Genomic DNA, 14,216 nt, shown 5'->3' with positions numbered 1-14,216 from the left:
TCGCAACCCGGTATGATCGCTGCCCCAAGGTCTTCCTCTCGGCCATCGCTCTCGCAGCAATCGTCATTTATTGGCTATGAGTCCTGACCCTAGGTTGTGATTTTGTGATCTGGGTCGGCTATCAGCGCACAGGAGGCTCTGGCAACTTGCGTGGCGACAGAGGGGCTCGCCCTTTGGGTCAGCGCCCGGTTGCATGCTGCGCCTGGGACGAATGTCGTAGAAGGGGCTGGAATCGGTCATGCCCCTTGCCAGGTTCGAATGTCCGCAGAGGGCCGTTCGTAACCAAGGGTGACCAAGGCTCACTACATTGCAGGGTCAGTTTCCTGCGCGTCGCCGACGTTCGTGCCGAACACGGTGGAGAGCAGTTTCTCGCGAACACTGCACCCAGCCTGGGGCGGCTGTTCCTACTGCTGAATGGTCGAGTTTGGGCTGAATACGCGCGGCACGAGCGTGCGCGGTGAGCCACGATCCCCCGGGTGGCCAGAGTGTCAGGGATATTTACAGAAGCGATCGCTCTCCGCAGACACACCAACGCCGCGCATCCCGCACGATGCGCGGCGTTGGTGTGTCTGGCCGAGGGTGACGCCGAAGGGGTGCAGGGGGCGTGGCGAACGGGCCCCTGCGAGCAGGGGGATGCAAGGGGGAGTGCGGAACGATGACCCTTGCTCCGGCGGAAGGCCCCGAGAGGGTCAGGGAGAGCGGCGCGTCTCCCTGGCGGCGCGGCAGCGGCGCCGGGGTTCAGGGGTCTCCCCTGGCGAACGACAGCCTGTGCACAAAGGCGCGCGCAGCGCGACGACTGCGCAGGCTGGTTAGTGAGTAGAGGGCCACTCACACCCCGCGACGCATCAAGGAAGGAACCGCGATTTCCGGATCGCCTGGGTCAACAACATCTCCCCGTCTCCTGTCCTTCCGGAGATGTTCCCCGTGGTCCACCAGTCCTGCCCAAAGTTCGCCATCGTCTGCCGCTTCCAGGGTTTGTTCCCGAAGGATATCGGTGGCTATGAGAAGCATCGCACCCGGAACGGCGGTGACCTCGGCCATGTCGATCCGACCCGTTCGCACCTGAACCGGCCCGTGATCGGCGAGGCGGATTGGGCAGCTCAGACGATCGCGATGATCGAGGACATGAAGGCCGAGAACTTCGCGGACGAGATCGAAACCCTCACGCGGCGGCGCCGAAAGAAGCAGATCAAGGAGCGCATGGCCGAAGGCCCACGCGATCCGTGGCGCGCGACCCGCCACGGCCCAATGCGGGAGGTGATCCTGACAGCCAACCGCGACTGGTTCGACGCTCTCCCCACCCCTGCCGCTCGGGAAGCGCGTGCCCAGGCCTTCGAGGACGTGGCCCGGGACTGGCTGCTGGAGAACTTCGGCGAGGATGTCGTGCATGCGCGGGCCGACCTCGATGAGCAGGCATTCCACATTCACGCGGTGATCGTGCCGAAGATCCAGGTGGATCTGAACGGCACGAAGCGTTGGATGCTCCAACCGTCCAAGCACGACCTGATCAAGGATTACGAGGCAGCGCAGGACAGCGTCGGTGCGCATTTCGCTCCGCTCAGCCTCGTGCGTGGAGAGCGGCGGGCCGAAGCCGTGCGCAAGGCGCGGCAGGCCGGGGAGGAGCCGCCAGCCTACCGGCAGCATGTGCGGACGGCCGACTGGCGCAAGGCCGAGGATGCGCGGATCGTCGAGACCCGCGCGGAGCTCGACCGGCGTGCAGAGGCCATGGCCGCTGAGGAAGGGACGATCAAGCAGAAGCGAGAGGCGCTCACCGGCCGGGAGAACGCCATTGGAGCGCGCGAGGACGCCGCCGTGGCGAAGGAACAGGAGGCCGATGCGGTGCTTGCTGTCGGCCAGGGGTTGGCGGCAGGCGCCTTCGACATCAAGGACAGGGACGGGACGCCCGCGCTCGTCGAGACACCGGATGCCAAGCCCGGTCTCCTGTCCAAGCTGAGGGCGCGGATGGCCCTGTCTTCCGCTGGCCGGGCCCGCGCGCTCCATGTGTTCTCGAAGGCGTTGGCGCGCTTGCGCGAGAAGGCCCGTGATGAGGCGAAAACAGCCGTCGCTCGCGACACGGCCGAGATCCAATCCGCGGACGAGAAGATCGTCGAGATCGTGTCTCGTCTTCCCGACGCCGAGCGTCGCTCCATCGGCAAAATCCGGGTCTCTCTCACCGCACGCATCATGGCTCTGACCGGCCGCGATGCGGGCCGCAAAACCCCCGTTAAAGGCGGGGACGACGAGCGCCTATGACTGAGGTTTCCGGATTTGTTTCATGTGAATTCAGCAACTTGAGGTACGGCGCCGGAAAAACTTCGCGAAAATCGCTTCTGATTGGAAAGCGTTGGTCGGACTATTCTTCTGTCCGCGGCGGCAGAGACCTCGGCGGACATGACCAGAAACAGTCCCAAGAGGAAGATACCGACCATGAAAACCCTGCTCGACACCACCCGTTTCCACGCCCCCGCCGATGGCCGCGCAAGCGGCGGCGACCGTCCCAAGCTGACCGCGAAACAGCGGGCGATCGCGGCCCTGGAAAAGGCCATCGACAAGGATGCCAAGGCCGAGGAGCGCCTCGAGGCGGCCCGTCGCAAGGCCATCGGCGAGCACTTCACCGCCTGGATCGAAGAGGCCGATGCTTCGCTCATCGTCGAGGCCTTCGCCGGCCTCGAAGTGGCGGCCACGAAGGCCAACCGCAAGCGCATCGCCTCGCACCCGCTGCGCCCCGAGAAGGTCGACGCCATCGTCGAGAAGCGGCTCGCAGAGATCGAGCGTCTCAAGGTCGAAGAGGCTGCGGAGCGCGAGCGCGAACGCCAGATGGACGGTGGCGCGGCCGACGCCGCCTGATCATCGCATGATCCTCCCGCCCTCCGCGATCGGAGGGCGGCAAACCGCACAGCCCTGACCTTCCCATCGAGACGATCCCATGCACGCCACCCTCGCCACCCTCCCATCGCAAGGCCCCGGTTCCGCCGGCCTCGCCGGGCGTGGGCAGGCGTCGGGGGCACGAGCAGCTCAGGGCGACATCACGTACCTGACAGAGGCACGCGATAAGCTGGCGACCCTGTTGGCGGGCGGTGAAATGTGGGCGCTCCCGCTGTTCACCCGCCTCGAGGCCGAACTGGCTGAATTAGAGGCGCGCGAGGATGTCCTCGCCCGTGCCCGACAGATCGCCGAAATGGCGGCGCGCAAGGCAGCTTGACCATTGGTTTGCCCCATTGACGCAGTAATGGGCGTCCGGGGCGAATGACTGGTGAGAGCCCAAGGTTACAGGTTCCGCGCCGTGCGCCAATGTCCGCTATGCTGCGGAATGGGGAGTTGGCTCATTGCCATTCAAGAATGCCTTTAGACTGCCTTTGAAAAATTGGTTCCATCCATCAAGGCAAATCTCCCAACAGTTAAGTGTTGGAGTTAAGCCATCATGGACCATCCGGATCTCAGTATTGTCCCCAACTTTATTGATGCTCCAAACAACCTTTGTTCCCAACCACTCCTGATCAATTTTCTCTGGCTGACCTTCGACTTTGTGGTGGGCATCTATACATGCCATTTCGATCCGGTTGGGCCTTTGGAAAGACGTTGCCTCGAAAGTCCAGTACCCGTAATCGGGTGGAAATCGCGCGGTTACTTTGTCGCCTACCTTAGTCAAGCTACCGTCCACTGATTGCGTCCACCACTTGTCCATTTGGGTCGCGAGCGCTTGGAAACAGGTTTCTTGTGATGCGGGTACATAAATGCTCGCGTGGTAGTTCTTGGCCGGTTCTATCATTTTCAGAGCTCCATCCAGTTTCTTGGGCTGAGATTTGCTCAAAACATTTACTTTGAAAAGTAGGCAGAATTTTGATACTTAGGTATCAAAATGATACTAATGGAGTCTCTCATGAACGACGGTTCCGATTTGAACCTCTGCCCCGCACCGCTGGTCTTTGCAATGATCGGTGGAAAGTGGAAGCTGTCGATACTACAGATACTAATCTTTCAAGGCACCAAGAGGTTTGGAGAGCTTCGGCATGGTATTCCAGACATTACGCAGACGATGCTGACAAAACAGCTACGTGCTCTTGAAGGTGATGGTCTGGTTGACAGAAAGGTCTACGCTGAAGTGCCCCCCAAGGTGGAATACAGCGCCACCGACGTCGCTATCGGGCTGATGCCTGCGTTCAAGGCAATGCATTCTTGGTGGGAAGCAAAAGCGCGACCTTCAACGAATTGAAAAAGAACAGAACCCTATAGATAGCGGTCATTGACGTCCCACCCGCGTATGACAGTTTTGTCCGCATAGCAGACCTTGCTGCGATCATAAATTTATCTTGCCACCTGCTTGATCAATCCAAATGGCATGGCATCTCCAGCGCCACCGTCTTCGCCAGATCCAACTTCCGCCCCAAGGGCATCTCGTCGCCATAGAGCTCCCGGTTTCGCGCCGAGGCTACACTGTGGCCCATCATCTCTCCCCGATCATCCGAAGCAATACCTGCCGCCTTCAGACGGCTTTCCCAGGTATGCCGCGTTCCGCCGGCCGTGTGTTTCGGCGACGGCATCAGGTCGTTGTCGCGCAGGTAGCCGTTGATGATCGCCGAGTAGCTGCGCTTGTAGCGATAGCGCGGGAAGCCGTTCGGATGCCGCCGCGCGGCCGCCAGCGCCACGCCGACCAGCGGCACGAGCCGGACCGAGGAGGTGTTCTTGACCTCCCGCTTCTCCTCGCCGTCCTCGAAGGCGATCCGCAGGTGCGGGATCACCGCATCCAGCACAATGGCGTCGGAGGGCAGGTCGTGGATTTCCGCCTGGCGGCAGCCGGTCTCGATGGAGATCAGCAGGATGTCACGGGCCTCGTCGTTGAGGCCGTCGAAGGCCCCGGGCGCGAACCACTTCTCCGTAATCCAATCCACGGGAATCTCAGGCTTGCGGCTCTTGACCGCGTGCCGGTCCCGGATGGTCACGCCGAGATACGGGCGCGGCGGCTCGGCCATTTCGAGGCTGTCGTAGTAATGCGCCAGCATCGACGACATGTTCGAAAAATCCTTCTTCGCGGTCTCCGCCTTCTGGCCCTCCCTCTCGATGCGCTTCTGCCACCAGGCCTTGTGCCGCCGTGCATCCCCGGCCTCCAGCGCGAGGACCGGCCGATCGCCGCCGAGACCGGCCATCAGATTCGCCACCGCGCGGGTCCGAGGACTGCGCCAGAGGCGCATCTGCGTCTCGCTCTTGTAGCGGTTATCGTGGGCGCAGATCCGTTCGACTTCTTCGACGAGCTCCGACAGCATAAGCTGCGGCACCTCGACGCCACCCAGAAGGGCGCGCGCAATCTGCGGGGTGTCGGAGGGCTTCAGCATGTCGAGCCGCGCGAGGATCTCTTCGAGCGGCCCGCTCGCGAGATGGTCGGCTTGGCGATAGGTGACGCCCCGCGTTGCGGCCAGGGCAACCGCTGCCGAGAAGACATCGCCCGGTCTCTGCGATTGTCCCATCGTCAGACGCGAGTCGAGCTCGGCCAGCACCGCCGCCTCCGCCGCCGGCAGGCGCGCCCGCGCCTCCCGCTCGCTGTCGGTGCGCAGGCTGCGATGGATCTCCGCCCGAGCCTCCACCCCGGCGTATCGCCGGGGCACGCGCATCCGCAGATGCCAGGTCCCGTTCCGCTTCGTTATGCCTGCCATCCGCCTGTCCGTTCTGTCAGTATTCCAACTGGTATTGAGACCGCCTCCGGCGATCAAGAGACGCTCCACATTTTGCTACACAATTTTGCTGAGATCTGAGTGGGTCAATTCGCCAATAACCCATAAAAATTTGGAGTTTTTGAGCCATTTCGCGGCGAATACGAATCTCTTCGTCTCCGCCACCATACCAGCATAGAGCGCTGTACTTGTTGGCAAAAATCTAATATTTTATCAGCTGCTCCCTCATATATTCCCCGCGCAATGGTTCTTTGCGCCGTAGTCAGATCAGTCCTTCAGCGCATCATTGCAAGACTGGCCCATGATCAATGCGCGTTGTCGTCCCCGGCTGATCTGGCCATAGAGGCGCAGGGTGGCGACCACATCGCAATGACCAAGATTCTGCGCCGTAGCGACCATTTCTGCGACCGTGGTACAGTTTTTCGCCGCGTGCCGGTCGAGCATTCGTGACGGTCTTTTCTGACCGTGGAGGGCTTGGCGCCTGTCCGTCCGTTGCCGAGAACAGGCAGAAATTTCAAAAGAGGGTAGCCGAGGAACTGGCCCTGCAGTCAGGGCAGTCGGCGATCGCGGAGATGCTGAGAGACTATTCAGTCATGTGAGATCAGGCACGCAGTGGAATTCGCCAAGTTGCGGCTTCCATATAGATGTCGCGCACTACGCAGTTCCCCGGCAACCTTTATCGTCGATTTTCCGGGCGCCAGACACTACTCGATGCAGAATGTCGCCACGTCTCTCCCCGCCGCCTGTCTCTGTCTCCAGTGATATACAGGGGCTTGGGCCGCGACCTATTTCTTCTTGTGCTCTCCGAGATTGGTCAAGGCTTTGCCCTTCGTGAAGTCTGCTGTTGCCACGACCTTTTCCTTCACCTTTTTCGGCTTCTTCGCTTCTCGGTTGCCACGTTTCTTGTCGCCCTTGGACATTTGAATTTCTCCTGATCCTGCGTGTTGACTTGGTCTTTTGGCGTCCGATCAATTGATATCCATAACTGCTCCTGCAGTTCGTTGAAGCTCGGCGTCACAAGCGTCGAACCGAGTTACCGCCAGCGATGATCGCGTTGATCAGGTCCGCGACAGCGCGGTGCCTCTCCGTTTCGAGTTCGGTGCCGACGGCGTTCTCGTGCGTCGCGGCAGCGTCGCGAAGAATTCCCACGATCTCGTGCTCCGGCAGCAACTCGCGATCGTTCAAGGCAAGCAGCAGCGCCTCGCAGATCGATAGGGCGGCCTGGCCTGCATGTTCGCTCGTCGTGGACATCCTGGTTTCCTTTCTTGGCATCGTGAACCGGGAACGGTGAGGTTCAAATGCTTCCGCACTTCTCGCAGGAAATGCTCTATGCTCGACTGATCCAGAGCAGTGTCCGGGCCGATTTCCGCTCTCGGGTTCCAACATGCCATGAGGCCCCAATGACATTGGTTGAACACAGCCCCCTTACACGCAAGCTTTCAGCCTTCGTCGCCTTGTCGGAGGTCGAATTGGCCGTGCTTGAACGACTGCACGAACGCCGCAGGTCCTTTGTCGCGGGGCGCGATATGGTCCATCAGGGCCAGTCGTCTCAGGCCGCCTACATTCTTTCCGCAGGTTGGGTCTGTTCCTACAAGCTACAGGCCGACGGGACGCGGCAAATCGTGGATTTCCAGGTGCCGGGGGATTTCCTTGGGTTGCGAAGTGTTCTCTTGCGCACCTCGGACCACAGTTTTGAGCCCATCGTGGACATCGAGGCTGCCGAAGTGATGACGAGCGATCTTCTGGACGCGTTCGCGCAGACCCCGCGCCTGGCGACCGCAATCCTCTGGGCGGCGTCAAGGGACGAGGCGATGGTCGTGGAGCATCTCGTCGGGATCGGCCGGCGCGACGCGGACGCCCGAATGGCGCATTTCCTGCTGGAACTGGCATCGCGCCTCGCACTGGTGGGCATGGGAAGCAAGGACGGGTACGATTGTCCGCTGACACAATACCACCTCGCAGATGCCCTGGGTCTGAGTGCAGTTCACGTGAACCGGGTCCTGCGGCAGCTTCGCGAGAGTGGGCGTGTCACCTTCCGCGACGGTCATGTTACGATTCATGATCATGACCGGCTGGTGGACCTTGCCGAGTTTGATCCCGCCTATCTGGATCAGATCGGACCGCTTCTGAAATGAGAGGGCCGCCCCCCCCGTGTTTGGCAGGCGACCCCGGTGATCAGGTCAGGCGCCGAAGGTCAGGCGAGGGCGTGGGTCGCCGCGTCGAGTTCCTTGTTGGTCTCGGCGTCGTTCTTTGCCGTGTTTGCCTTCTCGGCCGCCTGGTAATGCTTCAGCGCCGAATCTTTCTTCGGGCCTGAGGGTGCCTTGTCCCAAGCGGCCTTAACGGAGGTCATCTTGTCGGCTGTCTTGATCTGTTCGGGTGTCATTGGGAATGTCCTTTCTGGACGTTCCGAGAAATAAGAAGCGTGCCGACATGCGAACCCTTTCGGGGTCAACACGCCCACACGCTTCTCGGGTACTCGGAAAAAAATGCCTCGCCAAATATTCGGCGGGCACATCTCACCTAGCCGATATCAACGCCATGCAGCACTGACGCAGGTTAGTCTCGGCGCGTGCGGCAGCTCGAATGACGCGGCGCTCAGCCCCCAATGGTTTGCTGGTGGGAGATTCTCAGCCAGGTGTCGTCGTCGTTGAGATATGTTGAGGCGCAGAGTGCTTTGTAGATCGGGACGTCGGCTTTCTCAGCCGAGACACGGTAGGTGAGAATGGCGAAGTCATGACACCGCGTGACGCGACGTTCGGCCATGGCGACGGAGCGCCAGCCGCTGCTCTGCTTTAGATGGGTCCAGATCTGGTCGCCCTGCAGGATGCCGGGCGGATAGGGCAATATCATGATGGCGTTGCTCGCTGTGGTCGCCCGCGCGTTGTCCGCGCCACTGGTCCAGAAGTGTTCCTCCATGTCCCACAGAACGCCCTGTTCGCGCGGCGATAGCGTCCCGGTCTTGTGCGCAGAATGACCCATTGGCGTCGATGTCTTGGCGGAAACGGTCATTCGCCGGACCCCGACCCGCCAACCATGAACATTTGAATCAGCACGAAGATGATCGCGAGCACGGCCCAGATCGCGCCGCTTGTACCCGGGCGGCCAATGGCCACCGTCGAGGCAGCGCGTTTCAGGGTTTGCGACGGGAGGCTTTCCGGAAGCAGCCGGCTCAAGTCTCCTGCTACCCTGCCGTGATCGGTTGCGAGCGTGGGAACATCCGGAAATCGCGCAAGGCGTTTGCCCAACCGTGTTCGCGCCGCATCGCGCCCCAGCGCGACCAGCTCAGCGGTTTCCTTCCATGGATCGAGACCGAGCCGCGCCAGCGTGGAGAGCACGGTCACGGCATAGCCGTTCCGGTCCTCGCCGACGTATGCCTGGAGAAACCGGTCGAATTCGGGCGGGTGCGGGTTGAGAACATTGGGGTCGGCCATCGCCAATCCTTTCAAGAGTTGCAGGAACGCAGATCGCCCCTGTTTTCCAAAGGGTACACGCAGGTCGGTCTCGCCGCCCTTACACAGGTCAGTGCTCTCGTTTGCCCCCCGGGAGTTCGCAACCGGTGACGGCGCCAGGCACTAACATGCGTCAGCGCCAGGCGAGCGATCATGAGCTATAACCGGAGAAATCGTTCGACTGGTCAGGCCCGGGATCCCAAGGGCCGTTACCAGTGGTGAGCGACAGACCTGCCAACATTTCGGAGATCAGAGATGACCCTGCGGTCGACCAGATCGACGGTGACGTTTTCCAACCCGTTCACCCTGTCGGGATACCCGGACGAACTGCCGGCTGGAGAGTACGAAGTTCTCGTCGAAGAAGAGCTTCTCCAGGGGTTGAGCTTCGAAGCCTACCGACGGACGGCGACCCAACTGACCGTGCGCGGCAGGGGCAGCCATGCGGGACATACAGAGTTGCGCGCGATTTCCGAAAACGACCTGACAAAGGCGCTGAGCCGGGATCAGGCCAAGACCGAGACGAACTATCACAGCGATGCGGCGCTTTCTCCGCCAAAGGAACAAAAATGACATTTCCCGAATGGACGAAACCCGGTGTTTACGGCGCATTGATTGGCGCAGTTGCTGTCTCTGTTCTTGGCTTCACCTGGGGCGGCTGGACCACGTCTGGCGGCGCCCGTGAGATGGCCGACAACCTTGCCGCAGAGCAAGTTACCCTGGCCATGGTGCCGGTCTGTCTCGACCTTTCACGAGCGGATGCGGAACGCGTCGCAATACTGGCAACGCTTCGAGAAGCGTCCGGCTTTCAGCAGCGCAATGCGATGATGGAAACCGGCTGGGCCACTTTGCCGGGTACAGATACCCCAAACCGCGATCTGGCGGACGCGTGTCTTGCGGAGCTTGAGTTGGATGGATCGTAGATCACAGTCAACGGAGCCGCCCCCCCCTCGATCTCACATTGCTCATATCGCAGCGGACATACCGATAATCATGGGCCTATTTATCGGGTCGATTATTGCAGTCCTGCTGAGTGCACTACCTACATTTGCGCAAATCGCCAGTCAGCCGATGCCTGAGACCGCCAGTGCAGAAACTTAGGGGGGTATCCCCGGGCAACTGCCCCATTCGGCTCCATGCGGACGTACGAACGCGGTTTGAAGCAAATCGCGACCAGTGTACTGCCAGCGCGGTTCCGGCCGACGCCTATCTGAATGGATCTGGAGACGGTCAGCCCTGAACATGTGAGCGTGGCTTGTTTGAACAGGCTGGTCTGTGCGCAGCCGCCGCGATCCCTGCAAACGCATATTTCGGCGACGCAAGCTGCTGCACAGGGTGGAGTTGCGAACGTGCAAACGACGCTACAGACGAGACATGAGAAGTCATGAACGTTCCCGATTATGCGCATCTGGATAGGTCGGGCAACCGATGGGAATGCACCAAAAAGATTCCAAAAATCGACGGGGCTGTGCGTCCTTGGCGACCAGGCGCAAAGCACGACACCAAGACTTTCGACATGCGCAGGTGAGGACAGTTCTGTCCTCCGTGCCGATCACAAAGGGAACTACAATGGAAACCGAATCTCAAACTGTCGACACCATCCGCCGTCCTGTCAGAGGCGCGCAAGCGCCGCCATCGACCGGCAGCAACCCCAAACATGCGCCGGCAATCACGCAAGTCTCAGCGCCACCATCGGCAGTCGTCTATTGCGAAGGGAACTTCGCGCAAATCGATGGCAAGACGGCAAATGGCCTTGTGCGCCATTCCCAAGCCTATCGTATCCTTTCCGTCATCGACAGCACCTGTAGCGGGCAAGACAGCGGATCCGTTCTAGACGACGCAAGCAACAGCATACCAATCTTTGGTCATCTGGACGCCGCAGTTGCCCATGAAGACGTCATCCCCGATACGCTGATCTATGGGATGGCCCCGTCAACAGGTCGTCTTTCGACTGCGGATCGAAGCGTCGTTCTCCAAGCGATTGAGCTTGGCATGAACATCGTAAGCGGGCTGCATGAGTATTTGGGTGATGACCCAGAAATATCCAACGCAGCGTCAGTTCGAAATGTCACGATCCGCGACATCCGCAAGCCGAAACCCAGCAAGGACATGCGCCTGTTTGATGGCAGTGTTGCTGGGGTAAAGGCGCTGCGGATTGCCATTCTTGGGACTGATTGCGCGATCGGCAAGCGGACAACGGCGACCGTTTTGGCCCGGGCTCTGAATGCGCAGGGCATCAAGACAGTGCTTGTCGGCACAGGCCAGACCGGCCTGATGCAGGGAGCAAAATACGGCATCGCGATGGACGCCATACCGCCTCAATTTTGCTGCGGCGAACTTGAAGGCGCGATTGTTGCGGCTTCCGAAGCGGAGCAACCGGATATCATCTTGATCGAAGGCCAAGGCGCATTGAGCCATCCCGCGTTTTGTACTTCCGCCTTTATCCTTCGGGGGAGCCAGCCGGATGCTGTCATCCTTCAGCACGCTCCGAAACGTGCGCACCGCTGTGACTTTCCCGATATGCCGATGCCGTCTGCGGCAAGTGAGATCGCCTTGATCGAGGCCTTTGCCGATACCAAGGTCATCGGCATCACGCTCAACCACGAGGGGATGTCTGAGGCCGAAATCACCGCCACTATCGCGGCCCAATCACTCAGCCTCGGGCTGCCGGTCACCGATGCGTTGGCCCGACCGGCTGAAAATCTGCTTGCGATGGTGGTCGCGGCATACCCCAAGTCGACACAAAGGCCTGACGTGGCTGCACGATGACCTGCCCGCGCATCGAAGTGGACATAGGCAAGATACGTCACAACACCCAGAAAATCGCTGAGCGTTTGGGCCCGCTCGGGATCGGCGTCACAGGTGTGACCAAAGCTGTCTGTGGACATCCCGCAATTGCTCAAGCCATGCTTGATGGCGGGGCCTCAGGGCTTGCAGATGCGCGTATAAGCAACGTGCAAAGGTTACGTGCGGCAGGCATGACAGGCCCAATCACGCTGATCCGTACGCCGATGACAAGCCAGGCCGATCAAGTTGTTCAGTCCTGTGACGTGAGCTATAACACCGAGCTTTCGGTCATTTCGGCGCTGGCTGCTGCCGCGATCCGCATTCGGTCCGTCCACGGTATCGTCCTCATGGTCGAAATGGGTGATCTGCGCGACGGGATACGACCCGAGAACCTGGCAGGTATCGCACAACAGGTCATGCAAATGTCAGGGGTTGCACTGATTGGGATTGGTGCGAACTTCGCCTGTCTGAGCGGCCTTGCCCCGACCATGTTGCAAATGACCACTTTCAGCGACCTCGCGGATGAGATCGAGGGGGTATGCGGCCCGTTCCTCGATGTCGTTTCCGGTGGCAACTCAGCCAATTTGCCCTGGGCGCTTGATGAACGCGCGACCGGTCGTGTCAACGACCTTCGTCTGGGTGAGGCGATCCTACTGGGTGTTGAGCCGGTCTCTGGGGACCAGATCAGTGGGCTGCACACCGACGCCTTCACGCTTGTCGCCGAAGTTATCGAAACGGATCCAGAACCTGCGCCCTCCGCCATCGTTCTGGTCGGTCCAAATTTGGCAAGGCGCCGCATCGCGCAAGCCAGCGATGTTTCCAAGCGCATGATCCTCGCGATGGGACATCAGGACACCGACATTCCTGGGCTTTCAATGCCTGCTGGCAGCACATTGATCGGAGCGACCAGCGATCATCTTGTCATTGGAACGTCACACTCCCTGCCATCGGTGGGCTCCGAGATGAGATTCCAAATGAACTACAAGGCGTTGATGCATGCTATGGCTGCGCCAGACATCGAAGTGACACTTTTTGGCGATCCATCCACACCACCAGCACAGCAAACTCAAGGCAAGGTCGACCACTTGGCGCTGGTTTGACCGGCCTTGCTTGGTCCGGCCGATCTGCAAAACAAAGGACCTGAAATTGTCGAAACTCACAAAACGCAATCTGTTCAAAGTGAATGACACTAAACCAGAAACCGCGATGGACAAGACGACGCGTGTCGTCAGGCAAATGATCGACGAAGAAACCGAACTACGTGACGCCAAGAATTCCCGACTGCGCAATGCTCGCCTTGAAAGAGAAGCAAACACGCCACCTGTGCCCAAAAATTCAGCCGCGTCCAAATCGCGCCGCTCGAAAGCCGCTTCGACCCGGTAGTTAAACTTCGGCGGTTATGTTTCAGTGATGTGCGCCGCCGGAAAACGGGCACTTCAAAAAAGGCGGCAATCGGACAGGGCTGCTCCCAGCAGCGTCTAATCGTCCCTGCCGATCACAAGGAACTATTCATGACAAACGCAGAGCGATCCTCAGAAAAAATCCACTATATCTGCCAGACTTATGTTGAAACAAAGGCTGGGCGCAACGGGCCGGCTGGCCTGAAAATTGCCAAGCAGCTTGAATATTCAACAGCATCCGAAGCACAAAACAGAGCCGAACGAGAGGCGCAATCGGAGGATTGCGCAGGCGCGGACGCCTACATGGTGACGGAAGATCCTGCCAGTGGAGAAGTTGGCGAACCGAGCTTCCTTGTAAGGCTTGGGAAGGTTCCAGAACTTGACGATTTCTAGAGCCCTGTCCTGGCACCAATTTACCGCGGGTCGCGCGATCGCCACACGAGAAGCTATCCCCGGGAGATCTTGATCCCGTCCTCACTGCCTTCTGTGCGCCCCCACAGCGCAACCCATTGCGATTGATAAAGATAAACCCGATCAGGACGCGCCGACCATCGACGCGTGTCTCGCCGTGGGGCGTCGGAAAGCAAGACCCCAGCCGCGCCATTTGTGCATCGCTCAGCCAGAAGAGATCAGACAAATAGCCGCTCAGTTTTCCCGCGGTGAACCATCCCCTTCTGCCAAAATCAAAGGGGCCTGAGCCTGATACCAACGTTGCCGAAATTCCGCCCCTGCCCACCCCTCGAGAACTAAAAACTTGGCCGCTTGCGGGAACTTCCCGGCGTTCTGCGCGTCAGTTCGTCAGACAAACCGCGGGTATCTGACGCCCAGCGAAGGAGGTTGAAATGCACAGTATCATCTATCTGGTCGGGCTCTTCGTCATCGTAGTCGCCCTTCTGAACGTCGTTGCCTGACGGCCC

19 protein-coding genes and 1 pseudogene are annotated in these 14,216 nt (G+C 60.0%); 11 read left to right on the top strand and 9 right to left on the bottom strand.

The window, feature by feature from the left end; translation table 11 throughout:
• Nucleotides 1-915 precede the first annotated feature (915 nt).
• The 3 genes from BM353_RS10810 (at nucleotide 916) to BM353_RS10800 (ending at nucleotide 3,202) form a co-directional block, all read left to right on the top strand.
• The gene (locus BM353_RS10810; protein ID WP_092080611.1) at nucleotides 916-2,253 is read left to right on the top strand and encodes a hypothetical protein; all 1,338 of its coding nucleotides are present in this window, start codon (nucleotides 916-918) and stop codon (nucleotides 2,251-2,253) included.
• Between the two features lie 174 nt (nucleotides 2,254-2,427).
• A complete protein-coding gene (locus BM353_RS10805; RefSeq protein ID WP_092080608.1) occupies nucleotides 2,428-2,847 on the top strand; it encodes a hypothetical protein in 420 nt (139 codons plus the stop codon).
• A 79-nt stretch (nucleotides 2,848-2,926) separates the two neighbouring features.
• On the top strand, nucleotides 2,927-3,202 hold the full coding sequence (locus BM353_RS10800) for a hypothetical protein (RefSeq protein WP_092080605.1): 276 nt from the start codon (nucleotides 2,927-2,929) through the stop codon (nucleotides 3,200-3,202).
• 96 nt (nucleotides 3,203-3,298) lie between these two features.
• Here the strand turns inward: BM353_RS10800 and BM353_RS10795 are convergent, their stop codons facing one another.
• Nucleotides 3,299-3,769, bottom strand: a complete 471-nt coding sequence (locus BM353_RS10795; RefSeq protein ID WP_092080602.1) for an SRPBCC family protein — start codon at nucleotides 3,767-3,769, stop codon at nucleotides 3,299-3,301.
• A gap of 111 nt (nucleotides 3,770-3,880) precedes the next feature.
• Between BM353_RS10795 and BM353_RS10790 the strand changes: the two genes are divergently transcribed.
• A complete protein-coding gene (locus tag BM353_RS10790; RefSeq protein ID WP_217645964.1) occupies nucleotides 3,881-4,213 on the top strand; it encodes a winged helix-turn-helix transcriptional regulator in 333 nt (110 codons plus the stop codon).
• A 112-nt stretch (nucleotides 4,214-4,325) separates the two neighbouring features.
• Here BM353_RS10790 and BM353_RS10785 read toward each other — a convergent pair whose 3' ends face one another.
• The 4 genes from BM353_RS10785 to BM353_RS10775 form a co-directional block, all read right to left on the bottom strand.
• Nucleotides 4,326-5,648 (bottom strand): DUF6538 domain-containing protein, encoded by a 1,323-nt coding sequence (locus BM353_RS10785; RefSeq protein ID WP_092080599.1) that lies wholly within the window; start codon nucleotides 5,646-5,648, stop codon nucleotides 4,326-4,328.
• A gap of 285 nt (nucleotides 5,649-5,933) precedes the next feature.
• Nucleotides 5,934-6,110, bottom strand: coding sequence for a hypothetical protein (locus BM353_RS16940; protein ID WP_177220530.1), 177 nt, complete (start codon nucleotides 6,108-6,110; stop codon nucleotides 5,934-5,936).
• 341 nt (nucleotides 6,111-6,451) lie between these two features.
• A complete protein-coding gene (locus tag BM353_RS17170; RefSeq protein ID WP_092080596.1) occupies nucleotides 6,452-6,586 on the bottom strand; it encodes a hypothetical protein in 135 nt (44 codons plus the stop codon).
• 94 nt (nucleotides 6,587-6,680) lie between these two features.
• A complete protein-coding gene (locus tag BM353_RS10775; protein ID WP_092080669.1) occupies nucleotides 6,681-6,917 on the bottom strand; it encodes a hypothetical protein in 237 nt (78 codons plus the stop codon).
• Nucleotides 6,918-7,066: 149 nt separating this feature from the next.
• Here BM353_RS10775 and BM353_RS10770 point away from each other — a divergent pair, with 149 nt between their 5' ends.
• The gene (locus tag BM353_RS10770; protein ID WP_092080593.1) at nucleotides 7,067-7,801 is read left to right on the top strand and encodes a Crp/Fnr family transcriptional regulator; all 735 of its coding nucleotides are present in this window, start codon (nucleotides 7,067-7,069) and stop codon (nucleotides 7,799-7,801) included.
• Nucleotides 7,802-7,860: 59 nt separating this feature from the next.
• Here the strand turns inward: BM353_RS10770 and BM353_RS10765 are convergent, their stop codons facing one another.
• From BM353_RS10765 to BM353_RS10755, 3 genes are all read right to left on the bottom strand, one after another.
• Complete coding sequence (locus BM353_RS10765; RefSeq protein WP_092080591.1) at nucleotides 7,861-8,049, bottom strand: hypothetical protein; 189 nt, start codon at nucleotides 8,047-8,049, stop codon at nucleotides 7,861-7,863.
• Nucleotides 8,050-8,261: 212 nt separating this feature from the next.
• Nucleotides 8,262-8,675 (bottom strand): hypothetical protein, encoded by a 414-nt coding sequence (locus BM353_RS10760; protein ID WP_245759626.1) that lies wholly within the window; start codon nucleotides 8,673-8,675, stop codon nucleotides 8,262-8,264.
• Nucleotides 8,672-9,097: a hypothetical protein gene (locus BM353_RS10755; protein WP_092080588.1), complete on the bottom strand. Its 426-nt coding sequence runs from the start codon at nucleotides 9,095-9,097 to the stop codon at nucleotides 8,672-8,674. Before BM353_RS10755 ends, BM353_RS10760 begins: the two co-directional genes overlap by 4 nt.
• 273 nt (nucleotides 9,098-9,370) lie before the next feature.
• Here BM353_RS10755 and BM353_RS10750 point away from each other — a divergent pair, with 273 nt between their 5' ends.
• The 6 genes from BM353_RS10750 to BM353_RS10730 all read left to right on the top strand — a co-directional run bounded on the left by BM353_RS10750 (nucleotide 9,371) and on the right by BM353_RS10730 (nucleotide 13,692).
• Nucleotides 9,371-9,685 carry a hypothetical protein gene (locus tag BM353_RS10750; RefSeq protein ID WP_092080585.1) on the top strand — a complete coding sequence of 105 codons (315 nt, stop codon included), beginning with the start codon at nucleotides 9,371-9,373 and terminating at the stop codon, nucleotides 9,683-9,685.
• The gene (locus tag BM353_RS10745) at nucleotides 9,682-10,035 is read left to right on the top strand and encodes a hypothetical protein (protein ID WP_092080582.1); all 354 of its coding nucleotides are present in this window, start codon (nucleotides 9,682-9,684) and stop codon (nucleotides 10,033-10,035) included. Before BM353_RS10750 ends, BM353_RS10745 begins: the two co-directional genes overlap by 4 nt.
• Nucleotides 10,036-10,681: 646 nt before the next feature.
• Complete coding sequence (locus BM353_RS10740; protein WP_092080579.1) at nucleotides 10,682-11,881, top strand: N-acetyltransferase DgcN family protein; 1,200 nt, start codon at nucleotides 10,682-10,684, stop codon at nucleotides 11,879-11,881.
• Nucleotides 11,878-12,999 carry an alanine racemase gene (locus BM353_RS10735; RefSeq protein ID WP_092080576.1) on the top strand — a complete coding sequence of 374 codons (1,122 nt, stop codon included), beginning with the start codon at nucleotides 11,878-11,880 and terminating at the stop codon, nucleotides 12,997-12,999. The genes BM353_RS10740 and BM353_RS10735 overlap by 4 nt, the downstream gene beginning before the upstream one ends.
• 46 nt (nucleotides 13,000-13,045) lie before the next feature.
• A complete protein-coding gene (locus BM353_RS16630; protein ID WP_143104149.1) occupies nucleotides 13,046-13,282 on the top strand; it encodes a hypothetical protein in 237 nt (78 codons plus the stop codon).
• A 128-nt stretch (nucleotides 13,283-13,410) separates the two neighbouring features.
• Nucleotides 13,411-13,692, top strand: a complete 282-nt coding sequence (locus BM353_RS10730; protein ID WP_092080573.1) for a hypothetical protein — start codon at nucleotides 13,411-13,413, stop codon at nucleotides 13,690-13,692.
• An 88-nt stretch (nucleotides 13,693-13,780) separates the two neighbouring features.
• On the opposite strand, the pseudogene BM353_RS10725 reads toward BM353_RS10730, so the two are convergent.
• Nucleotides 13,781-13,936, bottom strand: a pseudogene (locus BM353_RS10725) (IS5/IS1182 family transposase); the annotation flags it as partial.
• Between the last annotated feature and the right edge of the window lie 280 nt (nucleotides 13,937-14,216).

It is taken from the genome of Poseidonocella sedimentorum (assembly GCF_900116005.1).
Classification (GTDB): domain Bacteria; phylum Pseudomonadota; class Alphaproteobacteria; order Rhodobacterales; family Rhodobacteraceae; genus Poseidonocella; species Poseidonocella sedimentorum.
Note: the sequence above shows the minus strand (reverse complement) of the source record. Positions and strands in the feature narration are given on the sequence as shown.